Origin of the sequence: Sporosarcina aquimarina (genome assembly GCF_023715615.1) — a bacterium.
In the GTDB taxonomy this organism is placed as follows: Bacteria; Bacillota; Bacilli; order Bacillales_A; family Planococcaceae; genus Sporosarcina; species Sporosarcina aquimarina_A.
Genome location: NZ_JAMBOM010000001.1, coordinates 302,106 through 327,396 on the forward strand (window position 1 = coordinate 302,106; position 25,291 = coordinate 327,396).

The window sequence follows — 25,291 nt, forward strand, 5'->3', positions numbered from 1 at the left end:
GATTTCTGAAAAGCGGCTATATGGAAGAGGGAAAATACTTTAATACGTATTCCGGTACTCCGCAAGGAGGAATCATTTCTCCAATTTTGGCGAACGTCTATCTCCATTATGTACTCGATCTGTGGTTCGATAAGTTTATCCGCAAGTCATGTAAGGGACATGCTTACATGGTTAGGTATGCAGATGATTTCGTATGCTGTTTCCAGAGTGAAACCGAAGCAAACGATTTCTATTCTGCGCTTATCGAGCGTTTAAAGAAATTCAACCTTGAAATTGCAGAAAACAAGTAGAAAATCCTAACCTTCGGTAGGTTCGCAGAACGTAACTGCAAACGACTAAGAAGCAGCAAACCGGATACTTTCGATTTTCTGGGATTCACACATTTTTGTAACAAAAGTAAGAATGGACGCTTTCGTGTAAAGAGGAAAACAAGCAGTAAGAAAGTAAGAGCCAAATTGAAAGACTGCAAGGAGTGGCTGAAAGCCAACACAGATCCATGTGGTGATTGAGCGACTTCAGCGGTCGTTGAGAGGGTACTATAACTATTATTGCATAACCGACAACACACCGTATGTAAGTAGTTTCACAAACAAAGTTAGGTCGCTATTCTTTAAATGGATGAATAGAAGAAGCCAAAAGAAATCATTCAACTTTGTGAAGTTCGCCTTGTTTTTGAGGAAATACCCACTTCCGATACCGAAGGTGAAAGTGAGCATTTATTAATTACGAGAAGAGCTTACCTATATTCTGTAAATGATAACAAGAAAGAGCCGTGTGCGTAAATAGCGCACGCACGGTTCTGTGAGGGGAAGGAGTCCAATCTGAAAAGAGAGGACCCAACCTACTCGACCCCACACAATTCAGAAACTAATCAGACAACTATGTGCATGAATAAAATAAGAAATCCTCTACTCGAGAAGTCGGATAGGGGATTTTTTGTTATCTGGATAAACAGTGAAAATTATTCTTTCTATCTTTTAACTTTGCCATTTTCATGCTTTGGAGGGTTTTCACGGGTCGAACTTCAAATTTGTCATTGCCTTGTGAAAAGAATTTATCGGCAAACCCCTTACTAATCACATTCGTAACACTGCTAAATTGTAAAACACTTCGAAAACACTTTTTTGGCAGGTGGTGCAGGGTCAGGTGTACTGTCTGCAATGAGGCAGAAAAGAAAGCGGAGGAGATGGTTGGGGCAAGATGTTCTTAGTGTCGGACTTGAAGGGATGAAAGGACATATCGTTCGGGTGGAAGCAAATGTCCGGTCGGATAAAGATCAGTTTGTAATTGTTGGGCTGCCTGATGCGTCGATTAAAGAATCGAAGGAACGCGTGCTGAGTTGTCTGCATGCACTGGATGCGGATCTGGATATGAAGAAAGTGACGGTGCATTTGTCTCCGGCGGATGAGCGTAAGACAGGGACTGGGTATGATGCGGCGATGTTAGTGGCGATTCTCAGGGAAGTGATGAAAGAACAGATTCCGCTAGATGCTTCCACATGCATTCTTGCGTCACTCTCTTTGGATGGGCGCTTGGAATCGTTTCATGGACTGATTCCTGCAATCCAACAGGCGGTTCTGCTCGGCTTCAAGCAAGTGTTGCTGCCCCCTGTTGATGTACGTGTTCTTGGGAAGGATTTATCTGCAGAGCTGATTCCTCTTGCTGACGTCCATCAGTTGCTCGACTGCCTGAGAGAACAAGGGGTAATTGAGATGGATGTCCCGAAGGTGTTGGTGAAGGAAGAGGAGATACCGGATCTATCACGTCAGCCAGACTTTGCGTCGGTTCGTGGACATAAGGAAGCAAAACGGGCTCTGGAAATCGCGGTAGCTGGCGGACATTACTCGCTGATGACTGGTCCACATGGGTGTGGGAAGAGTATGCTGGCAGATACATTTAATACGATTTTTCATGATTTGCCGAATAAAGAGATGCTGGAAGTATTTAGTATCTATCATTTAGTGAAAGAACGCAGAGGTTTTGCGTCACGGCCCCGTACCGGTCACGATGTCATTCCGCTTCTGCTATTTCATTGATCAGTGGAAGTACCTATCATAAACTAGGTGAAATCTCTCGCAAAACACTTGATATGCTGCGGCAGCCTATGCAGAACGGGGAAGTGACTATCAGCGGGGTAAACTGCTTTCTACTTACAGGAGTCTAGGGAAGAAGACAGGAAGGAATTGACCAAGTGGATAGTAGAAATGATGTAGAGAGCTTTTTTAGCTTACGTCAGTACGAAATTATTTATCTATTCTTACTGTTTTGATGGTTTATATATGAACATGTGCACTTTTTAATTTAGGGAGCATTTGTATATAACTAGTTGATATGAATATACATATTTTAATATATAATTAAATATTCCATAAATTATTTGTGCGTGAAAGTGTTACCTAGTATACTTGGTCTAAGTCAAAAGTCTTGGAGGTTTGTATGGATAGAATGAGCAATGATCGTGGATATGCATTGATACTCGTCTTGCTGCTCATCGTACTCATTACTAGCATTGGAGCTGTCTTCATGCGAGGCGCTATCAGCAATGCCAAGCAGGAAAAAGGTACGGACAATAATCACTTGTCGGTCGTCGCAGCGGAGATGGGGGCGGAATATTACGTTACCTCATTTACAAACAGCTATCATAATGTGAAATATAAGTTATGGAAAGATGCAGTATCGAGCTATTACAATGATAAGAATAATCCTGATGAAAAAAGAACAGATGCCCAGATTGCTGAGAAATATAATAAACAACTGAAGAGTGCATTACTCGTGGAATTTGGTAAGGTAGGGAATAACTTACCTGCAGATGTATTATATATCGAGGGTCCGGATAGTTTTCAAATTGGCATAAATGGAGAGAAAATATTGGTTAAAGGAAGTGTTGAGGGGAAATACTCAAATGGGAAGACTGCAATACTTGACGTCGATTTGGAATTTGATCTTCCTGATGTCAGGAAATCTTTGAGTAGCGGAGAGGGCGATCAAACACCAGCAGATGGTAATAATTCATTCCCATCATTTGCCTTAATACCTTTTTCCATTCCAAGAGTTCCTTCATTAACGAATGTCAGCGTGACCAAGGAAGTGGACACAGATTCAAGTTCGAAGAAAGATCGTATAATACACACTAAGAAGAACATTGATAAGTCGACCATTCAAGACTATACAAACTCAGTAAATCTTGTCTCAGAAGGATCCATTAAAACTGAAAAAATTTATAACAGCAGAAATGTAGATGTTCAATCCAACGCGGGGTTTACCACAGGGCAATTACAAAATAATGATAAAAGCTATTTAAAGATTTCATCTATCGGTAACGTACAAGTGAATGGGACAACGACAAATAACCTGAACACTGAAATAATAACCAATGGAAGTTTTGGTTCAACCGGAGTTATACAGGACAATAAAGGTTTTCTGACGATCCAGTCAACTGGAGATTATGAATCGGGCAATCTATATGGCAATACAAACAGTACTATACTATCAAACGGTAATTTTAAAACGAATGGGTTGATTCAGGATAATAAGGGATTTTTCAGGATGAATATATCGGGGAATGTTACTACACAAAATATCTATCAAAATGAAGATGTTGATATTAAAATAGGTGGAAGTTTTTTTGCAAATCAAATCGGCAGAAATAAAAGGAATCTATCCATTATGGCAGGGGAAAACATTACAGCAAGTGACTTGCATTACCATGATAACGAAGTGTATATACAGGCAGGAGGAAATTTTAATTCCTTGAATAAGGATAAGAAAATAGAAGGAAATAAGAGTAAATTAACAATTTTGACTGGAGGTAATTTCTATTCAGGCGAGATTTTAAGCAATTCGGGTGATGTTCTCTTGCAGTCAAGAGGAAATTTTACAGCCAAAGGTATTAATAATAACCAAAAGAGCATCATGTTATCCTCGGTTGGCGAATTCATTTCCGAAGAGCAAGTGATCACAAATAAAAATATGACTATTTCGTCGAAAGGTAATATTATCTTTAAGAAAATATTTGATCAGAATACTAATACGTTTGTAAGCAGTGACAAAAACTTTGAATCAGGAAAAATGCAAGACAATACAAATGCTACAGTAAAAGCAACGAACGAAATAAAAGTCCAAGGATTGTTTTATCATAACCCTGGCACCAGTCTGTTTAGCAGCGGGAATATAGTTATGCAAAAAATAGAGAATAATGATAATGTAAAAATAATCGCTAAAAACAATTTTGAGGCTGACACTATCATAAATAACCGAAATTTGTTAGTTTGTGCAGGGGGAGATCTTTCAGTACAAAAATATAGTAATAATAACAATCTAAAAATATATGTCAGGCAGGCAAACTTGGCAAACGGGAGCTTTATTATTCATTTAGATAAGAAAGAATGGGAAGAGAAATGCAGCATGGACGACAGTGATTTGCCAGAAGAAAAGCCAGAAGAACCTGAGAATCCCCAGACCGAAGAATGGGCACCTCCTTTGGTGGATATAACCTACCGATAAGATGGAGTGAAGAGATAGAAAATTAGAGGAAGCATTCTCTATGGTGACTCCGCATGTACTCAAGTTTATATATCCAACTACATGTGGATTTTTGTTTAAGTTATATCATCCCAGTTTTTGAGCTTCCATTAAAATTGTTTTTTCAAAGTTGGAGTGGGATTTTTACTCCTGATTTATAACGATTAAAGAACATTCTCAAGTAATAACTGATTTTAAATAGAGATTGTTGCTTTACAATGTAAACGCTAATTGCTCAATGAATAAGTTCTAAGTAGAATATTGAATATTACCCCCTGACCAAGTAAACGGCCAGGGGTTTTTTTAAATTTCAAATTGAGTTATACAACTTAAAATATAACAAATGAAACTGTTCATTTATTTCTACGTTACAATACCAGGATTCGCTACTATAGAGTTGTTCAAAATAAATGGCAAACTTATTTTGCATTATTTAGCTGCCCGCGCAATTTCCTCAACAAACGCTCCCTCCTTTTCTTTACTCCAGCAACAGAAATACCAATATGAGTAGCGCAAACCGATTGCGAAACACGGTCTGAATAAAGTAAAATCACGAGTTCACGTTCATCAGACGTTAGCTCAGCCAATAAGTCCTCTAAACCTTCAAGAGTTTCTTCGCTTTGTGGGTTTGCCCCGACGAGTTCTAAGATGTCATCTTCCGCTGGTACATGATTAGTGCTGAAACGGGCTTCACGTTTCAGCTCATCAAGCATCGCCCCGTAAATCGAACGGTATGCATAAGGCGCAAAGTCTCCTTTCGTTTCATCGAACCGCAGCCAAGCTTGCCAGAGGGCAACTCGTCCAGCCTGGCGAAAGTGTTCAAAATCCCGATAGATGTGCAATTTTCGAATAACTGCAGATAGCATAGGTGTGTATTGTTCAAGTACTTCTTCATATGATTTCAATTCAATCAGCCTTTACGGCCGTGCACGACGCGTTGTATTCCCTGGGTGACTTCATCATAGAGGGGGAGGCAGAAGAAAACGAATCATGGTTTTAGGAGTTTTGAATAGGTAAATCTCGAAGAAATGTACAAAGAATTTATAGTTTCGCTTAGATGTCTTTGAAGAATAGAAGTTTTGTAGTACTTCTCCTGTTGTACAGTTATTTTAATGTAGAAACAAACGATTTGTGTATGAATTATGAACTATTTAGGTTTCATTCGACCAAAATAGTTAATAATACTGTAAATACTCCTATATATTGCAAATTATCTATTGCTATTCACTTAAGTTGTAATATAATAAAATTAATTGAGTAAATTCTGTTAATTTTAGATGGATTGCATTATTTAGTTAATGTGCTAAGCCTAAATGGTATACAAGTTAGAACGATTCAACATTCAAAATATAGATTATATAGAAATGTATGGATAACAACAGCATTGAGGACTTATAAAGAGATGGGATATTCTTAATCTATTTACGCAGTATAAGCGTAGGAAATGCAAAGAGTTGCTTATTTTAAGGAGGTGAGGAGAGGGTGAAAATGCAGCACAAAAAAAGCCTCAAGTGATAATAGTCCAGGAAGACGGTATCACTTAAGGCGGTGCAGCTGGGGGTACCAGCTTATAAGCTAGTATACCCTTTTTAAACGAAAAATAAAGTGAAATCCAAAAAAAGGGGACAATATTTTGAAAACAAAAAACAAGTACATCATTACAACCGAGACAAGCTTGATTTTTCCTTACTTTAATGAGTGTGGTCGTTTGCTCTCGATGATTTTGGAAGGCGATCAGATTTTAATTGTCAATGAGACGCCTACGGAGATTGTCGATTTTAATTTGCGTCGTGCGGGTTCCAGTTTGAAAGGAGCCATAGAAGGAGCAAATGAGATCTTAGGGAGCCGCACCTATTCGCCTGTTGCGATTAGTAAGAAACATGGTATTTACATGACTCCTACTTGTTCTCCAAAAGATCCGGAGTGTACTTGGGTGGCAATTGAACACGTGAAAGAATATGTGGAAAATGATGACGGCCAAGTATCAGTTACCTTGAATAATGGCAGTCGCGTCGATTTGCCCATCAGTTATAATATATTTGAGAATCGATATCTGCGTACATGTAAACTGCAGTACAGAATTGAAATGAATACAGAACAAGCCATGAAAGTGCGTGAAAAGTACACGCAGTCTTATGTTATTAAAAGAAATGGAAAAGGGCTAAACTATTCAGAGGAGTAAGTAAGGAGGAAGTTTTGTAAAGATTTCATAAAGAGTAGATCTCTCATCTGTAAGTTGGCTAAGGGACCTTTTTAGTTGTTGGGGATATATGAGTATGACCAGTGTTTAGGTTTGTGTTCATCTCATAGTATATGAGAGATACTGAATATAAATATCCAGATTGAACTACTATAAAAACGAGACCAGCTTTGAAAATGGCTGCTCTCGTTTTTTTGTTGTAGGGTAAAATGGATTAAAATAAATGTCGAATTAAAGCATAAAGAACTATCAATAACTGAACTTTAGGAGTACACTGGAAATGGATTGAGAGGGACTAAAGAAAGGTGTTTCTCAATCTAATAAGAGTCGATGAAAAAGGCAAAACCATTGAAAAGTGGTGACGCAAAACTGAAGGGACTAAGGGATACTTCCTATGTCAGCCAGTTGTCGAAATGCATTTTTTCACTCCTGATTTCTCTACAGGAAAAGATTCAAAAAAGGAGAGAGTTCGATGAAGAAATTTGCAAAGACTTTAGTGATGGTGGGAATTGTAGGTGTCACTGCTTTACTCACAACACCAGCTTTTGCTGCAGAAGAAAACACGGAAAAAGAAAATTCAGTAGGGGAGCAGGCTCAACAAGATCCTGGGATGACTCCTGAAAATACTTTTTACTTTCTAGACAAGTTTGGAGAGAAGTTCCATTTATTCGTTACGAATAATGCAGAAAAGAAATCCAAGCTCTACTTAAACTATGCAGAAGAACGTCTGGCAGAGTCAGCAAAATTGACGGATGATGCGAAGGACAAATATACAAAGGATTTAGTGACTGCTTATGTTGCGAATCTACAAAAAGCGCAAGAAAAGATAGCTGAGGTCATCGTTGACGAGAAAGTCGCAAGTGATGTGAAAAATCGATTAGCCACTAAATTAGAAAAAGTGACTACTATTATTACTAGCGAATCTGTAGAGTCTTCATTAGACGAAAAGCAGCGATCATCTCTGGAAAACAAGAAACAAGAAGGATATCTTGTTGCGAATATGATGAAAGATATAGATCTTGATAAGGTGAAGGCGATGCGTGAACAGGGATTGCACTTTGGAGAGATTGTCAAAGTAATTGCATTTGCAGAAGAAAGTGGTAAGAGTGAGAGTGAAATTATCGAGTTGCTACAAGAAAAACATCAGAATTTCGGTACAATAGCCAAAAAATTAAATATTCAACAAGGTGACATTTGGAAGAAAGTGAATCTTGAGAAAGCAAAGGTTGCACAAAAAGCTTACGAGAAAGCAGTTTTATCTGGGAACCAATCGGACATCGATCGAATCGGTAAAACAATAGATGGGATTTCTAATGAACAAATTGCCTTAGGAATTGATCAATCAGATCCGCATAACTTCAACGGTGTGGATAGAAAACTTGCGATTATCCAACAGAAAGCGGATGCCGGACTGATTCCTCAAGAAAAAGCGGATTGGATCAAACAAAAAATCCAAATGAATCAAGACAAAAAATATACCGGTTTAAATGGAGATAAAAACGAAAATTCTCTGGCATCTAAAGGAAATAACGATAAGAGCCAGCAAAAAGCTGATAAAGAAGAAGCTAAAAAAATAAAGAAAGAGTTAAAAGCTGATGAGAAGGCAGTAGAGAATACTAAGAAGAGTGAAGAGAAACAGCAAAAAGCTCAAGAGAAAGCAGCGGAAAAAGAAAAGAAAGAGCAAGAGAAAGCTTCAGGAAAAGTAAAGAAAGAGCAAGAGAAAACTGCAGAAAAAGAACAAAAAGTGAAAGACAAAGCTGCTGAGCAAGCGAAAAAAGAGCAAGAAAAGGCAGCAGAGGACGAAAGGAAAGCAAAAGACAAAGCTGCTGAGCAAGCGAAGAAAGAGCAAGAAAAGGCAGCAGAGAACGAGAGAAAAGCGAAAGAAAAAGCAGCAGAGCAAGCGAAGAAAGAGCAAGAAAAGGCAGCGGAGAACGAAAGAAAGGCGAAAGAAAAAGCAGCAGAGCAAGCGAAGAAAGAGCAAGAAAAGGCAGCGGAGAACGAAAGAAAAGCGAAAGAAAAAGCAGCAGAGCAAGCGAAGAAAGAGCAAGAAAAGGCAGCAGAGAACGAAAGAAAAGCGAAAGAAAAAGCTGCAGAGCAAGTGAGGAAAGAACAGGAAAAAGCAGCAAAAGAGAAGGAAAAACAATCTGGGAAATCTGATGATTAAGGTCGGTTTCATATACGGGTCCTGAAAACTTGAATATACTTAGGACCAATTAGATTCAAAGAAAGAGTTGAAATGTCAGCTGAATGAATAGAAGAGTCCAATCATTAAGAATCAGTGATTGGACTTTTCTGTGTTTAAATAAAAAAATAAAAGTATTAGTCCGATTGTAGGGGACGCTTTGAACTTCGAGGCTGACACTTTGACAATCCCTCAGAGTAACAATTCCCATAAATGTGATTTTACTTCACCATTTCAACGATTTTATCCTGCTTCATATAATTCATATTAATCAACCGCTCCGCCACTTCCAACGCTTTATCAGGATTTCCTTTATCCGTATAATAGTTGAACAAATCACGATCGTAAGTTTGCGCAGTTAATGTATACCCATGTGACTTTAAATAAGGTAAAACCTTGTCAAATAAGAACGCATGGTAGTCGTCTTTCTGTTGAAATGCGGAATATCGATGCAGCGTGAAGATGAGTTGATACAAGGTTTCATTGCATTGATCGGCAATGGCTAGACCTTCTTCGATAATCTCTATGAGTTCTTCCTGACGTAAAAAGTTGCCTATAAGTGCGCTACGCGTGTACCCCTCTAGGGATAATAAGTAGAGTGGGGAATCATTGTCTTTCAGAGCCATGGAATCTTTATAGAGCTGTCCAGCAGTCTCGTAATTCTGTCTTCTGAAATGTTCGTAAGCAAAGTTATGCAATACCTTCGCTTTCTTCTCTACAGAGTTACAAAGATCACATAGTGTAATCAAGTTTTCATATTGTTCGATCGTATCGTTGAAATTGCGATACTGATCGGACTCAACTTGGATGAGCATCAGATTTTCTGTGTCAATGATACGGAGAAATTGATTGGTCTTTTTAAAGTGGTTTAATGCTTTTTCTGCATAGTGATACGCTAGAACTGGTGAATGGACATTTTGATAGGCCACTGCCAAATCGTAGTAGATAGAAGGATTAGAATAGAATTTGAAATCAACCGTATTGAAAATATCAATGGATTTTGTGTACTCATCTACCGAAATATAATACAGAGCGAGTACGTGTTTGAATAAGTTGGCCTCGTAAACAGACAACTCTTCTGCAGTTCGTTGAATTTCATCAATCCGTTTTTTTGCTTTTTTCGTACACCCTTGTGCTAGATAATAATTTGCAACAAGTAGCTTGTAGTAGGTCGCGTGTTCTGAGAGTTCAATAAGTTTGTATTCTTTCAGCTCATTGTGAAGAATCATGGCAGCTTCTCGGTTTTGAGAAATCATGAACTCATGCCAAATATCAAGTTTACTTTTCAAGTTCTTTAAGCTAGTTAGCTCTTGTTCCATGTCAATTTGGAGACGTTTCGACAAGAGCATGGTTATTTCGGGAGAGTATTCCGTTAATCCGCGTTCAATTTTACTAATATGCGTAACTGAACAAATCCCCTTCCCTAACTCCTCTTGAGTGATCTTCGCTTTTTGGCGGTAAAATTTAATGATTCTGCCTTCATGCATCACTAATCCCTCCATGCGCAACATTTTATTTGCTTAAAATGAATATAAACCAAAAGACTTGTTTTTCTGAAAATAAACATAGTTCATAGATATACATAAGTCTCTCTCCGAATAATTGGGGGAATTCAAAGTTATGGGCATTCATAAGTTTTGTTGAGGTCGATTTTCTCTTGTTCTAATGGGGTTTTATAAAAATTCACATATAGCCATTTCATCTATCGGACTATTCGGAGTTGAAAGTAATTATACACAATTTATTGAAGAATGTAATTACCTTTAGTCGTTAAACTACAATAAATGAAACCTTATTCCTTACTATAATCCATTAGTAAGTACCTTTTGTAATGCCTTCATATAGGAAAGGTAGTTCTATATACATTTTATAATAGTCTGAATACTGAGATTACCCCAATACTATATTGTTTGAAAATGATGTAGCGTTAACGTCACAGATGTAAGACAGAAGGCAATCTCCTAGTCTACATCGAGAATTCGAAGGTGAAACTATAAATATTCGGGGGTGTACGTAATGGGGAAACGAAAAAAGGGGAACCAAGTCCAGTCTAAAGTGGCAAAAGTGATGCTGGCTGCCATGCTATTACCGGCAGCAGCATTCCAACCAACGCAAAAAGTTGGCGCTGCGACGAACGTCAATGATGTAAAAGAAATATTGAGCAAACTGACGGATGAGCAACGACGATCGCTCAATGAAATCCGAACGGAGACGGGCTTTACAATTCAACCCGGCATCAATACTACGAGTGAGCAACCTGTGAATGTGATTGTAGAATTCAAGCAAGAACCAGCAAAAGTGCAACAAGCCAAGAATCCCAATCAAGTTACGTTGTACGAAGCTGAAAACAAAGTCGAAGCTTCGCATAGAAAATTTAAAGAAGCCATTCAAGGGCAATCGAAGCTAAAGTTATCAGTTGATGTTGAAATCACTCATGAATATCGGGATGCATTCAATGGAGTGTCCATAACGTTACCTGGAAATCAGGTTGAAGACTTAGTACGAATCGGAGAAGTGAAACGTGTTTGGAAGGATGAAGCCGTACAACTGGATTTACCAGATCCCGAAAAATACCCGATGGAACCTAAAATGATCGACAGCGTGCCTCAAATCGGAGTGGACAAGCTCCACGATGAAAAAATTGAGGGGCAAGGTATCAAAGTCGGTGTTCTTGACACAGGAATTGACTACAACCACCCAGACTTGCAAGGGGCATATAAAGGATATACAGCGAAAGAAGGCGTAGATCCGAGTTCAGTGGATCCGGACGCTGTAAAAGGTTGGGATTTCATCGATAATGATGCGGATCCTATGGAAGAAACGTATGAAGATTGGAAGAAATCGGGCAAACCTGAGCGTGATAATTATGGAAATGTCTATTACACTTCTCACGGTACTCACGTATCAGGAACGGTCGCAGGTCGGTCGGAAAATAAGGTCGACAGCGCTGTAAAAGGCGTTGCACCTGAAGTTGAACTGTATAACTATCGCGTTCTTGGTCCTTACGGGAGTGGGGCAACTAGTGGGATTTTAGCGGGCGTGGATAAGTCGGTAAAAGATGAGATGGATGTCATTAACCTATCTCTCGGTGCAAGCGTTAATAGTGCTCTTTCACCACTCTCCATTGCGGTGAACAACGCCATGCTTTCAGGTGTAGTAGCAACGGTAGCTGCAGGAAACGCTGGAGATGGCGCGATGACAATTGGTTCACCTGGAACCGGTGCACTCGCAATTACAGTTGGTGCAAGCGACGTATCACAAACCATTCCAACTTATACAGCAAGTGCAAATGATGATTCATATACGGACGTCCAATTACTCGCTAAAAACTTTTCTGACAAAATTGAGGAGTTCCAGAACCAATCGTATCCAGTCGTTTTTGCTGGACTAGGCAATGTGAAAGATTTTGAAGGGAAAGAGGTAGCAGGGAAGATTGCATTGATCGAACGGGGGACTCTGGCGTTTGACGATAAAATCAAGAATGCTAAAAAAGCGGGTGCGGTGGCCGTTATTGTTTACAACAATGAAGACGGTCAAATTCCTTATTATGTCGGCGAAAGTACGGGATATATTCCTTCATTCCGTTTGTCGAAAAAAGATGGGGAGCAACTGAAAGCACAAGTAGAGGCGAGCGCAACAACATTTGAATTTGGAGAATTACGCAATACGAAATCTGAAGGGGATCATTTAGCAGACTTCAGTTCAAGAGGCCCTGTCGCACAAACATATGACATTAAACCGGATGTGGTTGCTCCAGGTGTTGCGATTTATTCAACGTTTCCATCGTATATGAACGATCCTGAAGGCAATAGTTACGATACGGCATACGCAAGAAGTCAGGGAACGTCTATGGCTGCGCCACACGTAGCAGGTGCAGCAGCTCTAATTTTACAAGAGCATCCGGACTACACGCCATTTGACGTGAAAGCGGCATTAATGAATACATCCGTTGAACTAAAAGGAGACCAATCCGTGTATGAGGTAGGTTCGGGACGCATTAACGCATACGATGCCGTTCATGCAGATACTTCTGTAAAAGTGTTGGACCAAACGGAAACAGTCGAGGAGAACGAAGTGGTTTCAATTCCTAATGAAACAGCGTCGTTGTCATTCCGCTCTCATTACCTATCGGAAGAAGGCAAAGCGATCGAAGCATCACGACCTGTTGTCATTAAAAATAGCAGCAAAGAAAGCAAAAAATTTGCAGTGGCCGTTGAATTCCTGGGTGCAAAAGGCGGTAGACAAGATGCTGAGAAAAACGGCGTGAAATTTGCAGCAGATCAGACGGTTACAATTGCAGCAAACGGTGAAACAACAGTGGAACCAGTACTTCAAGTACCTCAAACGGCCGCGGAAGGAACCTATGAAGGCTACGTTCGCTTTGTGAACGAAAGTGATGAAAATGAAAGTTACCGAGTACCATTTGCAATTCGAGTGACCAGCAAAGGAATCGACTATGTAGAATTAGAAAGACCCGTTATCACAAATTCTTGGTACAACTTCCATTCGTTCTTAATCCCATTCACACCGGTCACGTTTAAATTCAAGAGTCCGATGGAGACGGTTGATATAGTCATTGCGGATGAAGAAACGGGTAAACCAGTTGGCTACGTGGGATCCCTCTATGGAGCATCCGGCATTTTACCAGGCAGTGAAATATATATTACACAAGGATTTGCAGGGGTTGTCAATGAGTTTACAGGTGATCCAAACTATCCAATTTCAAATGAAAACCTTAGATTGCCCGAAGGGGGCTACAAGTTCATAATGATTGCAAAAGATAAGGAAGGCAATACGTATGTGGATGAAAGCCTCGCGGTCGTTGACAATACAAAGCCAGAAATTTCGTTCAAGGATTATAAGCCTGGAATCATTGAAGTGAATGATTCCATGTATACAGATGAAGATGGACATCATGCGTTATGGGTTCACACAAACGTTTATGATGCATCCATGGACTATCTAAAATCGAAGGGGCTCAATTATGACCAGTCGTCCAATATGACAGTTTACTATGAGAACTCCGCGTTTCCAAGTGGTTTACTACCGGTTGGTGGAAATGGAGATATGAAGGTTGGGATTTTGCCAGAAGATACTGCCAAAAAGCCGCTAAAACTTTCGTTACAAACGGTTGAAATGGGGACAAGTACACGATTTGATGACTATGTATTTGTCAAAGAAGGAATGGAATATGCCTCTGCTTCGTATGACAAACCTAAGGTTCGTAAAGGCGACGAGATTACGGCTACTTTGACGTTGAATCATGTTAAAGATCTTCAAAGTGGGAAGTTTGATATCGGATTTATGAATGAACTATTCAAGTTCAAAAAAGTGAAAGCGAATAAGGAGTTTAAACAATTTGCAAAGAAAAATAATCTTGAAATTGAGGTTGCAGAACCTACATTTAAAAAGGAGTTCCGTGAGACGATTGCTTCCTTAGGCGCATCACTGAAGGGGACTGACATAAAAGGAATCAGCGGGGAACAAGCTTTCCTAGATATTACCTTTGAAGTCATTGGTGATGAATCTTATTCAGATTCACAAAGCTTCTTCTTTAATAATGTGTCGTACACAGCGGTAAATAGCGACAAGATGACTAAGATGGAGGCATTCTCGAAAGATCGATTCGACTTGGTGGCGTCTACTGGTAAGTTGGAAGGATATTTTAAACCAGAAGGACTGATGGAAGAGACAGGAGAAATTTTCTATGATGTCGATTTAAGTAAAATCGGTGCGAAAGTTTATGTAAAAGGTCCAGATGGAAAGAAATATGCAGGAGATATAGAATCTACTGGCGGATTCTTCATCGAAGACATTGAAGCACAAAAAGGAAAATTTGAATTAGTAGTTGAAGTACCTGGGCATTTAAATTCAGTGAGTACGGTCGATGTAGCAACATTCGCTGATGGAGAGTGGAGAGGGCTTTGGTCTCGCACGTATCCACCGATGAATTATGCAGGTGATGTAAACAATGACGGCGTGATTGACATCATGGATGTAATGCGTATCGTTGCACAGTATGGCAAGAAGGACAAAGCAGCAGACATTAATATCGATGGAATTGTCGATGAACTGGATGTACGTCTCATTGAGCAAAACTTCTTAAGAAGCGCGAAAGATACGAAGAAAAAGCCAGTTGAAAAGTTAGGTAACAAAGGCATCAACGAGTTGTTGAAGTCGATTGGACTTGAGCCTGCTGAGTGAATATAAGGTTTGCTTCTTTTAAAAGGAAATTACTATCTAAAAAGTATCCGTTGATTGAAACGTAAGACGGCGACTCCGAAGGGATCAGTGAAGGAAGCAACCTTAGTTCGCGGCGTCCTGCCGCAACGGTTGCATAACCTACATCCTGTAGGCCCGCGTCCGTCTGAAGTGTAGATCAACACTGTTGGAATGTTGATACCTGTTTCAAAACTAACTATAAGAATATGGGGGAATACGAGAATGGTTAAAACTCAAGGGATGAAGAAGTCCAAGAACGTCTTACTAGGAACGGCACTTGCAGGAGCATTGATTGTATCCACTGGATTTGGAACGTATTCTTGGTTTACTTCAGAGTCAAATGCTCAAGCAGAAATGAAAAACGGAATTCTGCAGATCAACGGTGGAGGGAATATCGATACACCAATCTTCACTGCCGAGCAATTTGCGCCATCCCAACTTCACTATGGCGAGTGGCTATCCATTTCAAACACAGGAGATATGGACGCGCATATTAAAGCGACGTATACGCATTCAGTCGATAAGGCATCTCTAGAGGGATATGAAGTCGGATTCATTGCGATGAAATACACGGTGAAACCAGGACAAGACGCGTACGAAGATTCGAAAATCAAACTCGATAACCTGTTCAATGGGACAACAAATGAAGTCTTGTCCTCTAATAATGATGGCAAAAATCGTATTGAAATGATGGGTACTCTTTTATCTGCAAAGCAGATTGAATCTGGTGAAATCTTAGTAGGTGACGGGGAGAATGAACAGTTCTGGGAGTTGGATGAAGGCCAGTATATCGACATCATGATGGGCATCAAACTCGATGAAAGTGCGGGGAACGAATACCAAGGAGCTGCTTACAAAGCAGGTCTGAATGTAATCGCGAAGCAAACGGATACAGGTTCAACATATGACAATGAAACTAAAAAAGAAGTTGAAAATAAGGAAGAAAATAAAGACAGCAACTAATAACTAGTCCTAAAAACAATAGGGAGATGGGGTGAATCTTTGAAGAATGCCATTAAAAAAATCAGTACGATCGTGTTTCGGCTATTCGTCGTTATTGTAATTGGTCTGGTGTTAATGACTGCATACCAAAAATTCAACAACAAAGGAGCGCCTACATCCTTTTTTGGCTATCAACCGTTAACCGTACTATCCAATAGTATGAATCCCATCTTCGAGACGGGGGATATGCTATTCGTTAAAAAAGTGGACGCGGCGAACGTTAAAGTAGATGATATTATTACTTTCAAAGAAAGTGGCGGCAATTTAATTACCCACAGAGTGATTGAAGTCATCAGCAATTCCGGTGAAATCAGTTTTGCGACCAAAGGTGATAATAACAATATGATGGATGAAGAATTGGTCCAAGCAGGAAATTTGCTTGGAAAACAGTCATTCTTTATCCCGAAGGCTGGCTATCTGGTAAAGGCAATCCAAAGTCCATTGGGAATGCTGTTGGTAGTCATCCTTCCAACGTTAGGTTATTTCGCAATTGGGTTGTTTAGTCGTAAAAGAGAAGATGTGGATGGAGTTCCTATGGAAGGGAACTGAACTTATTCAGTGAATTAAAGATGACATGAGAAATCCCTCATATCCGAGTAATCGGCGATGAGGGATTTCTTTAATTTGATGGGGGAGTAGATGGGTTGCTTGACTCAGTGCTCACATGTATAAATTAGCTGTCTGATGTGTTCTTATTTCCCCTGCTCTTTCTTCAAGGTTTCCATACGTTCTTTATAATTGTCCACCAACGTCGTAATGCGATCTACTTCGTGCTGAATCAACGAACGTTTTTCTTCTTTCTTTGCATCCATCATGTCTAGGTATTTTGTTCTCGTGTTTTCAATTAGATCAAGCAATTCCTGAGCGGTTTTTTCGTCAATCAACTCTTCTTTTCCGAGTAGAGTGGTAGCTCCAGCGAAGCGATCGCTTTCTGTGTTAATGGCGAATGTGATCTTGTCGCCTAAGCGTCGAACAGTTTCGTAAGCCATGGCTTCTGGCCAGCCAATCGGTTTTTGGTAGACTAGCGTAGCAAGATCTAAGTCGGAAGGAAGCCAGACTTTTGCGATGTTGGAAGTCATTTCTTCCAATGAATTTGCCCCCATATAGGTCCCGTTTCCTGCTTCAGCAACTTTTTTTAATTGGTTTTCTGCAGTTTGATCCACTTGGAATCCTATGACATTGATGTGACGATCTTTCGCAAGCTCTGCAAAACTTTTGGCTTCTGCAACAGGATCCCCATCACACGTTTCGGCACCGTCACTAACAATGTATAGAGTGATGTCGGCATCCGTCCCTTCATGATCAAGCCGAGCTTGTTTGATGGCTCCGGCTAGTGGCGTCCAACCGCTCGCTTTAACTTGATCGACCGCCTCGTCGAACTTTTTCTCGTCATAACTTGCTAGCGGGTAGATTTCATCAATTGTGCCACATGACAACGCTTTGTCTGATTTGTTTTGAGTTCCCGCGTGACCATATACATAAAGGGATAGGTCGCTTTCCTTTCCCATCATGGAGGCGAATCCTTTCACTGCGCTTTTTGCGGTATCCATTTTCAGTTTCCCATCGGCTTGGAGAAGCATGCTGGAGCTGGCGTCCAATAGAATGATGCCGTTAGTGGGAATCGATTTTTGTGTTTCATCTCCTTGGATTTCTCGAGGTTCCGGTAAAATCGGCTCCTTGAACGAAGGGGAAAAGTCTATGAGTGGTTGAACGAGTTCTCCGTACTGCGCACCTCCGAGTAAGTGGATGAGGGCACCATGCAATTCCTCAGGATCTTTAGTGGATTCCGTAATGGATTTCATCTCTGTTAAGAAGTTTTCTCTGATTGCCGAAGGGACCTCCCGTTTGCTCCACATGCTAGTCTCCTGTTCGATTGTAAAATTGTTCGTTAAGGTACCAGGTGAGAGCTGTGCTAATTCTTCTGGGGTAGTTGCCTGCGACCCCATGGAGAAAGCTTCAGTTTTCTTTTTTTTCATCTTCTATTTCTTTCTCTCCGCTATTCTTGTCGTCTTCATGTGCGACGGAAGTAACTTGTTCATCACCAGGTTCCGCATCTTTTGAACATCCCGACAACATGATGAATGCAGTGAAAAAAATCAGAACGAACTTCGTCTTCATACACAAACAGCCTCCTTGTGAAAGGTTTACTATGTATACGCAATCTTTCAATGATAGTTTCAATAAAATAAATGAGACGTCCCGTCACTAGCGGTTTTGACTGCTCAAAAAGAAAATCCTCGCCCCTTATAATGTGGGATGAGGATTTTTCAATAGATAGACCTATTTTAATCTGAATTTCCATAGCCATCTCAACCCTTTTTCGGTTTCAATCGCTTCTGATAGCGCTGACCTTCGAGCATATTCAGAAGCGTCCGTTGAATCGCTTCGGTTTCAGGGGAACAGCAACCTGGGTCCGCCAAATTTTTCGTTTCAAGCGGGTCGTGCGCTAGATTGTACATTTCAAATTGGTCGGAAACGGGTTCTGTTTTGACGACTTCTACGACACACCCGTCTTGCTCCGTAAATGTCGTATCGCTGACGCCAGGATTAGTCCAAAACTGAGGATTGTCGAAGTAGCGGGCGAACTTCCAGACTTCTGATTTGCCAGCAGGACCCGTTTTAAGTGAGACAATTATGGCTTCTATTGAACTAGGTTGGACGACGGATTCATAAGGTTTTCCGGTAATGAGATTCGTTTGATGAAGTCCTTTGAACACGTTGTCGTCGGTCATGAAGTACAGGGGTTCATCTACTCGGAAGAAGGTTTGACGCTCTTCAATGAGTGGTGTTAAATCTCTACCTACAAGAGGTCGGGCTTCCGTATGATCAATCGCTAATTTGTGCTGGATTTCAGTTGGGTCAATTCCTGCCAATCCAAGCAGTGTCGGTAAGATGTCGACGTGACTTGTAAGGGTAGTTGTCTGTTTTGCTTGAGGGAATAACTGAGGACTGTGTATGACGAAGGGGACATGGATGGATTCTTCGTACATCGAATACCATTTTTGATAAAGTCCGCCTTGCGCGCCGAGTTGCTCTCCGTGATCGGATGTGAAGACGATAATTGTATTCTCTGAAAATCGGGATTGTTGAAGCGCAGTGAGTACTTTCATCATTTCGTCGTCGACTTTTTTCTGTAAGCTGTAATACAGTTGGCGATAAAAATTGTTGTTAATGATCGGCTGCAATCCTTTTGGATAAGTGAGACGGTAACTGTTTTGCACAGATGGTTTTGTTGCTAGTGACTCATGGGTGGTTGGAGCGGGTGGGATGTGGGGAAGTGTCGGATCGACTTCGAAATTATAAGAGGGGAGGAGAGCTGAAAATATTCCAAACAGCGCAATATCGTGGGGATTCACGAACGAACATTGGATGAACCACGGCGTTGTTTCTTCCTCGCATTTCGAAGTTCGTTCCAATGCTTCTATTAATTCCACTGTTTCCGTTGCATACACTTCGTCCCGTCCGCTCGTTCCAAAACCTGCCGATGACCCAGAGTTTCGTGGGTCGGTACCATGCGGGTCGGGTCCGATCCAATCTGAAAAACCGAATGCTCCTAAACGGTCACCTTCACGATACATCCTCTCTTTTTTCTTATCAGGGGCACCTGTAATTGTGTTGTAACTCGGCAATGCGTCTTTCGTGCCGGGAATCACTATATCTTGCTCAGAAGCGTGCCACTTTCCTTTCCAAAATGTGTCATATCCGGCAGCGCGGAAGTAGTCGCCTACTGTAGGAACCGTGTTCGGATCCAACCAGAACTGATCCGCGTCATAGGAACCTTTCGCGGCGCCAGGTGTTTGTGTGACTCCATGTAAGGAAGGATAGTGCCCGGTATATAATGTAGTCCGACTCGGTGCGCAAGCTGTGCTACCAGCGTAATGGTTGAGAAATGTCATTCCGTTTTTCATCAACAGCTGCTGTGCAATTAAGTTTTCACGGGTCCACTTTTGCAATTCTTCCGTCTCGTATACTGGGGGGAAGCGATTTTGGTCGACCATTAGGAATAGAATATTTGGCTTGTTGTTCCCGAAACCACAATTGGGATTTGTAGGATGTTCATTCATAAATTTCACCTTCCTAATTTGTAAGTACCCTCTAGTGTATGACGGACGAGTTCGAACGAGCGTGTGATTCGCATAGAGTGGAAGGTGAATGGAAGTTGATAAGCATTAGAATTGCAGGAATCTAAGGATTTCACCTATAGCCGTATCGGCAATGAACGCTGTGAGAAGAATGGAGGCTACTGTTGTGACGGCGATGTAGAACAGGATCCCGTAAAAACTATCGATGGGTGTGGATTCCTTGAATAAGATTTTTGTAATTGTGATAAAAGGAATAAGGATGAACGCAATGAAGATGGCGATTGCTAGAATAATGGTGGATAGAGTGAAGGAATGGACGAAAGTGAGTACCAGGCTTATTACGGAAAGTGCGATGGGAATGGCATAGAATCCCCCTAGTTTTCGGGTGAGTTCTGAGACGGATTCTGTGAGTGAAAATAGTTTGACTGTGCTCGTAATGGCGATGAGATTTACGACGACGACTAGTAGAAAGAAAATACTTAAGTAGAGAAGGATTTGGAAAAAGGATGGACTGAGAGTGTTTAGGCTTGTCGGGAATGCTGCGTAGAAGGTGGCGGATGTGAGTAGGATGAATAGAATGATGCCAAGCATGCTGTTTTGTACTGAGGTATTTGTCGTGTGAAAGTGAGCAGACGGTGTTTTGAGCTGTTGGAATAGGAATTGCATGAAGTTCTTTGCATCGGATTTTAACTTTTCAAGGGAGTCGTTTGTGGACGAGACCGGTACTTCTACAGTTGTCGTTCGCTTACGTATGGCGGAAAACGAGTTTCCGCATTCCCCGCAAAAATTACCATCAAGTTGCGTGTGGTTGCAAACTGGACAAGTTTTAATGGGTGTCACTCCTTTTTTATTGTTGGATAGTGCTTGTTGCATAGCGTCGGGCAGTAAAGGACGTTTTAGTAAATGGTATGTTTGAGAGATGGAGAATAGAAAGGAATTGTATGGATGAGGTGAGTGGAATTTGTTGGTGGGTGGAGCGAGGGTTTTTGAGTTCTCGATCACTTGGAGTGGGTTGTCCGACATTGCGAGTAGTTTCTGCGACACTTGGTGGGGGTTCTCGATCACATCGGAAGATTTCTTCGACACATAGCGGAATTTCTCGATAACGGGACACAATTCAACTGCTTATAAGGGATTAATTGGTAGCGCTTCGCTTGTTTAGGGGAGGGCTATTCCACCGGGAGCTAGTGATATCATTTTGTCGGACACTTAAGAAGGATTGACAATCATTGCGAGCAGTTTCTCCGACACTTAGGATGTTTCTCCATCACATCGGACGATTTCTCCGACACATAGCGGAATTTCTCGATAACGGGACACAATTCAACTGCTTTTAAGGCATTAATTGGTAGCGCTACGCTTATTTGGGGAGGGTTCTTCCACCGGGAGCCAGTGATATCATTTTGTCGGACACTTAAGAAGGGTTGACAATCACTGCGAGCAGTTTTTCCGACACTTAGGATGTTTCTCCATCACATCGAACGATTTCTCCATCACATAGCTGAGTTTCTCGATAACGGGACACAATTCAACTGCTTATAAGGGATTAATTGGTAGCGCTTCGCTTGTTTAGGAAGGGCTATTCCACCGGGAGCCAGTGATATCATTTTGTCGGACACTTAAGGAGGGTTGACAATCACTGCGAGCAGTTTCTCCGACACTTAGGATGTTTCTCCATCACATCGGACGATTTCTCCATCACATAGCGGAATTTCTCAATAACGGGACACAATTCAACTGCTTTTAAGGGATTAATTGGTAGCGCTTCGCTTGTTTAGGAAGGGCTATTCCACCGGGAGCCAGTGATATCATTTTGTCGGACACTTAAGGAGGGTTGACAATCACTGCGAGCAGTTTCTCCGACACTTAGGATGTTTCTCCATCACATCGGACGATTTCTCCATCACATAGCTGAGTTTCTCAATAACGGGACACAATTCAACTTCATTGAAGGCATTAATTGGTAGCGCTACGCTTATTTAGGGAGTGGTTAGGGGCGCTGACGATAGATATCGAAAGGTTCTTTCCCGTGCGTTACGTCAGTGAAATGCCTCGCCGTAAGTAACGGTATAAATAGCGTGGTAAAAAATGAAATGGTTTCTAAACAATATCTTGAAATAATTATGTGATTGTAGATAGAAGTTCTTTAGTCGAGTGTTTTGGTACAAAACCTTTCTTGTGTAAATGAATAGCCTTTTGGATAAAATATAAACAAATTTCTTATAAAGATAGTGTAATAAAGTGATACTACTGATATTTGAATTTCTTTGAGACTAGTAGGAATTGCTAATTATTATTATCTTTAAATAACTTTTTGTAGTTTAATCGACTGGGTTGGTAGTTAATTCACTTGATAAACTAAAAGTTATAAGTAGTTCAATAAAAAACAGATAATTAAAAATTCCCATTGCATTCAGTTTACTAATTATGCTATAGTCATAAAAATTACACTCACACAGTAATTGGAGGTCTGAATTTTGGAAGAGATTCATAATCGAATTAAGAGCTTGCGGGTTGAGCGAAACTATACCTTGAAAGAAATGAGTGATCAGACGGGATTGTCGCTCAGCTTTTTATCACAAATTGAAAGAGGGGCTTCTTCTCTTTCCATCAGTTCACTGAAGAAGATTTCAGATGCACTTGACATTCACATCAATTACTTTTTTGAAGACGAACAAGAAATACAAACTTTTGTGGTTCGAGGGGATGACCATCATTCGTTTTCGACAACGAAAGGGAGTCAGATTTATTCACGGTTGACTGGGAAATTTAACAATCGGCAACTGGAACCACTTAAAGTGACATTGCCACCTCGAATGCATGAAGAACATCCACACAGCCATAGTGGAGAAGAGTTCTACTATGTGTTAGATGGCGAAGTGATTTTCTATTTGAACAAGGAAAGACATCATTTGTACCAAGGGGATACCATACATTTTCCTTCAAGCCTGATACACCAGTGGGAAAACCCTTTAGAGACTGAAAGTACTGTGTTAAGTATTGTGACGCCTATTATATTTTGATGAGGAGTGAGTCTAATGAGAGTAGCAACAGATATCGGTGGTACGTTTACAGACTTAGTATATGTGGACAAAAATGGGGAAATTGGCGTAGCGAAGAGTAGTACGACACCGCCCAACTTTGAAAAAGGAGTCATTGATGTGATTCATAAGAGTGGAATTGATCAGTCACAATTGTCGATGTTCATCCATGGAACGACTGTTATTATCAACGCACTCACTGAAAGAAAGGGGGCCAAAACCGCTCTTATTACGACGAAGGGATTTCGTGATGTATTGGAAATCGCACGTGGAAACCGCCCGGATTTGTTCAATGTGAACTACAAGAAACCGGAACCGTTTGTAGAGCGCTATTTGCGTAAAGAAGTGAATGAGCGTCTGAGTTATAAAGGTGAGGTATTGACTCCTCTTGAGATTAAAGATGTGAAAGAGTGTGTTGAGTTCTTTAAAAAGGAACAGGTGGAAGCGATTGCGGTTTCTTATTTGCATGCGTATGCAAATCCTTCTCATGAGCAGCAAACTGCAGAATTGATAAAACAACTTTGGCCAGAAGTGAAAGTAACGATTTCTAGTGACATCGTTCAAGAATGGCGAGAGTATGAGCGTACGAATACTACTGTGCTAAATGCATACGTTCAGCCAGTCGCGACCTCTTACATCAATCGCTTAGAGAACGAATTGAAGGCACAAAGCAATGTGGAGCAACGTTATATTATGCAATCGAATGGTGGAACAACGACGTTTGACAGTGCGAAAGAAACGCCAATTAGCATGGTTGAGTCAGGCCCAGTTGCCGGGATCTTTGGTGCTGCGGTGCTTGGTGAAATGATTGGGGAGAAGAATATTATTGCGTTTGATATTGGTGGGACAACTGCAAAGTGTTCATTGATTGAAAACGGCGAAGTGAAAGTTTCGACGGATTATTATATCGAACGGGATAGTCGCCATGCAGGGTATCCGATTAAGACGCCAGTTGTCGATATCGTTGAGATTGGAAACGGTGGAGGTTCAATTGCATGGATTGATCCCGCGGGCTCATTAAAAGTGGGACCACAATCTGCGGGGGCATTCCCTGGACCGATTGCTTACGGCCAAGGTGGGAAGGAACCGACAACGACAGATGCGAATTTGTTAACAGGTCGTCTGTCATCGAAAAACTTCGATTATGAAGTTGATATGGAAGCTGTGAAATCAACAATTCAGTCAAAAATCGGATCACGTTTTGAGATGTCTGCTGAAGAGGCTGCCCTCGGGATTATCCGAATTGCGAACTCGAATATGCTGAATGCATTAAAGCTCATTTCGATTCGGAAAGGTCACAATCCTAAAGAATTCACGTTGCTAGCTTTTGGTGGCGGTGGTTCAATGCATGCCCCGGCACTCGCACTAGAGCTTGGTGTGAAAAAAGTTGTTGTCCCCATTGCATCACCTGTGTTTTCCGCCTGGGGAATGTTGTTGACGGATCTACGACACGATTACATCAAAACATACATTAAGCGGATGAATGAGTTGACGTTGGAGGAAATCAACGATGCATGGATAGCAATTGAAGAACAAGCTTTGCATCATTTTGAAGACGAAGGAATGACCTCTGAACAAGTGGAGTACCATCGTTTTGCGGACATGCGTTATCTTGGTCAAGAACACACGGTGAAAGTACCTGTGGATGATGAGATGTGGACGGATGCGAGTAAGCAAAAGGCAATTGAAGATTTCCATAAGCTCCATGAAAAGAACTACACGTTTAAGCTGGAAGAAGCGCAAACAGAAATTGTTAATTTGCATTTAACGGCATTCGGGAAAGTTGAAAAGCCTGAAATTAAGAAGCAAATCAAAGCGGGAACACTGCAATCAGCATTTAAAGAAAAGCGAGAAGTCTACTTTGAAAATGAAGGTTGGCTTACAACGAACGTTTACGATCGAGAGAAACTACCGACGAACGAAGTCTTGCGAGGACCGGCCATAATTGAAGAAAAAGCGGCGGTTACTGTGATTTATAAGCAGCAACAGCTCTATGCAGACGAGTATGGCAACCTCATCATTGTAAAGGAGGAGAACTGAT

The 25,291-nt window shown here is 40.9% G+C and carries 17 protein-coding genes and 1 riboswitch; of the genes, 11 read left to right on the plus strand and 6 right to left on the minus strand.

Annotated elements, in window-relative coordinates; all coding sequences use genetic code 11:
* Positions 1–20: 20 nt before the first annotated feature.
* The 4 genes from M3197_RS17510 to M3197_RS01445 all read left to right on the plus strand — a co-directional run bounded on the left by M3197_RS17510 (position 21) and on the right by M3197_RS01445 (position 4,503).
* Positions 21–290 (plus strand): reverse transcriptase domain-containing protein, encoded by a 270-nt coding sequence (locus M3197_RS17510; protein ID WP_490723203.1) that lies wholly within the window; start codon positions 21–23, stop codon positions 288–290.
* A gap of 211 nt (positions 291–501) precedes the next feature.
* Positions 502–723: a group II intron maturase-specific domain-containing protein gene (locus M3197_RS01435; RefSeq protein WP_251660037.1), complete on the plus strand. Its 222-nt coding sequence runs from the start codon at positions 502–504 to the stop codon at positions 721–723.
* A gap of 467 nt (positions 724–1,190) precedes the next feature.
* Entirely contained in the window at positions 1,191–2,036 is an 846-nt protein-coding gene (locus M3197_RS01440; RefSeq protein ID WP_251658232.1) for a magnesium chelatase domain-containing protein, read from the plus strand.
* Between the two features lie 400 nt (positions 2,037–2,436).
* Positions 2,437–4,503, plus strand: coding sequence for a hypothetical protein (locus M3197_RS01445; RefSeq protein ID WP_251658233.1), 2,067 nt, complete (start codon positions 2,437–2,439; stop codon positions 4,501–4,503).
* A 437-nt stretch (positions 4,504–4,940) separates the two neighbouring features.
* Here the strand turns inward: M3197_RS01445 and M3197_RS01450 are convergent, their stop codons facing one another.
* A complete protein-coding gene (locus M3197_RS01450; RefSeq protein WP_251658234.1) occupies positions 4,941–5,426 on the minus strand; it encodes a sigma-70 family RNA polymerase sigma factor in 486 nt (161 codons plus the stop codon).
* A 728-nt stretch (positions 5,427–6,154) separates the two neighbouring features.
* On the opposite strand from M3197_RS01450, the gene M3197_RS01455 reads away from it, so the two are divergent.
* Positions 6,155–6,703 (plus strand): competence protein ComK, encoded by a 549-nt coding sequence (locus tag M3197_RS01455; protein ID WP_251658235.1) that lies wholly within the window; start codon positions 6,155–6,157, stop codon positions 6,701–6,703.
* Between the two features lie 346 nt (positions 6,704–7,049).
* A riboswitch (cyclic di-GMP riboswitch) is annotated at positions 7,050–7,134 on the plus strand.
* Between the two features lie 59 nt (positions 7,135–7,193).
* Positions 7,194–8,885 carry a DUF5667 domain-containing protein gene (locus tag M3197_RS01460; RefSeq protein ID WP_251658236.1) on the plus strand — a complete coding sequence of 564 codons (1,692 nt, stop codon included), beginning with the start codon at positions 7,194–7,196 and terminating at the stop codon, positions 8,883–8,885.
* 239 nt (positions 8,886–9,124) lie between these two features.
* Here the strand turns inward: M3197_RS01460 and M3197_RS01465 are convergent, their stop codons facing one another.
* Positions 9,125–10,390, minus strand: a complete 1,266-nt coding sequence (locus tag M3197_RS01465; RefSeq protein ID WP_251658237.1) for a helix-turn-helix domain-containing protein — start codon at positions 10,388–10,390, stop codon at positions 9,125–9,127.
* A gap of 529 nt (positions 10,391–10,919) precedes the next feature.
* Here M3197_RS01465 and M3197_RS17305 point away from each other — a divergent pair.
* From M3197_RS17305 to M3197_RS01485, 3 genes are all read left to right on the plus strand, one after another.
* Positions 10,920–15,107, plus strand: coding sequence for a S8 family serine peptidase (locus M3197_RS17305; protein WP_285851032.1), 4,188 nt, complete (start codon positions 10,920–10,922; stop codon positions 15,105–15,107).
* 240 nt (positions 15,108–15,347) lie between these two features.
* Positions 15,348–16,088: a hypothetical protein gene (locus M3197_RS01480; protein WP_251658238.1), complete on the plus strand. Its 741-nt coding sequence runs from the start codon at positions 15,348–15,350 to the stop codon at positions 16,086–16,088.
* Between the two features lie 39 nt (positions 16,089–16,127).
* Complete coding sequence (locus M3197_RS01485) at positions 16,128–16,676, plus strand: signal peptidase I (protein ID WP_251658239.1); 549 nt, start codon at positions 16,128–16,130, stop codon at positions 16,674–16,676.
* 143 nt (positions 16,677–16,819) lie between these two features.
* On the opposite strand, the gene M3197_RS01490 is transcribed toward M3197_RS01485, so the two are convergent.
* The 4 genes from M3197_RS01490 to M3197_RS01505 form a co-directional block, all read right to left on the minus strand.
* Positions 16,820–18,103, minus strand: coding sequence for a VWA domain-containing protein (locus M3197_RS01490; protein ID WP_251658240.1), 1,284 nt, complete (start codon positions 18,101–18,103; stop codon positions 16,820–16,822).
* Positions 18,084–18,245, minus strand: a complete 162-nt coding sequence (locus M3197_RS01495; protein ID WP_251658241.1) for a hypothetical protein — start codon at positions 18,243–18,245, stop codon at positions 18,084–18,086. The genes M3197_RS01490 and M3197_RS01495 overlap by 20 nt, the downstream gene beginning before the upstream one ends.
* Before the next feature lie 191 nt (positions 18,246–18,436).
* A complete protein-coding gene (locus tag M3197_RS01500) occupies positions 18,437–20,191 on the minus strand; it encodes a sulfatase family protein (protein WP_251658242.1) in 1,755 nt (584 codons plus the stop codon).
* A 105-nt stretch (positions 20,192–20,296) separates the two neighbouring features.
* Positions 20,297–21,082 (minus strand): hypothetical protein, encoded by a 786-nt coding sequence (locus M3197_RS01505; RefSeq protein ID WP_251658243.1) that lies wholly within the window; start codon positions 21,080–21,082, stop codon positions 20,297–20,299.
* A 1,604-nt stretch (positions 21,083–22,686) separates the two neighbouring features.
* On the opposite strand from M3197_RS01505, the gene M3197_RS01510 reads away from it, so the two are divergent.
* Both M3197_RS01510 and M3197_RS01515 read left to right on the plus strand, forming a co-directional pair.
* Positions 22,687–23,232 (plus strand): helix-turn-helix domain-containing protein, encoded by a 546-nt coding sequence (locus tag M3197_RS01510; RefSeq protein ID WP_251658244.1) that lies wholly within the window; start codon positions 22,687–22,689, stop codon positions 23,230–23,232.
* 15 nt (positions 23,233–23,247) lie between these two features.
* Positions 23,248–25,290: a hydantoinase/oxoprolinase family protein gene (locus M3197_RS01515; protein WP_251658245.1), complete on the plus strand. Its 2,043-nt coding sequence runs from the start codon at positions 23,248–23,250 to the stop codon at positions 25,288–25,290.
* The last annotated feature ends 1 nt before the right edge of the window (position 25,291 follow it).

Bases quoted from the DNA above. Each gene is read 5' to 3' on its own strand.
- M3197_RS17510 (WP_490723203.1), top strand. From the start codon at position 21: ATGGAAGAGGGAAAATACTTTAATACGTATTCCGGTACTCCGCAAGGA.
- M3197_RS01445 (WP_251658233.1), top strand. From the start codon at position 2,437: ATGGATAGAATGAGCAATGATCGTGGATATGCATTGATACTCGTCTTG.
- M3197_RS01460 (WP_251658236.1), top strand. From the start codon at position 7,194: ATGAAGAAATTTGCAAAGACTTTAGTGATGGTGGGAATTGTAGGTGTC.
- M3197_RS01465 (WP_251658237.1), bottom strand. From the start codon at position 10,390: ATGCATGAAGGCAGAATCATTAAATTTTACCGCCAAAAAGCGAAGATC.
- M3197_RS17305 (WP_285851032.1), top strand. From the start codon at position 10,920: ATGGGGAAACGAAAAAAGGGGAACCAAGTCCAGTCTAAAGTGGCAAAA.
- M3197_RS01480 (WP_251658238.1), top strand. From the start codon at position 15,348: ATGGTTAAAACTCAAGGGATGAAGAAGTCCAAGAACGTCTTACTAGGA.
- M3197_RS01490 (WP_251658240.1), bottom strand. From the start codon at position 18,103: ATGAAAAAAAAGAAAACTGAAGCTTTCTCCATGGGGTCGCAGGCAACT.
- M3197_RS01495 (WP_251658241.1), bottom strand. From the start codon at position 18,245: ATGAAGACGAAGTTCGTTCTGATTTTTTTCACTGCATTCATCATGTTG.
- M3197_RS01500 (WP_251658242.1), bottom strand. From the start codon at position 20,191: ATGAATGAACATCCTACAAATCCCAATTGTGGTTTCGGGAACAACAAG.
- M3197_RS01505 (WP_251658243.1), bottom strand. From the start codon at position 21,082: ATGCAACAAGCACTATCCAACAATAAAAAAGGAGTGACACCCATTAAA.
- M3197_RS01515 (WP_251658245.1), top strand. From the start codon at position 23,248: ATGAGAGTAGCAACAGATATCGGTGGTACGTTTACAGACTTAGTATAT.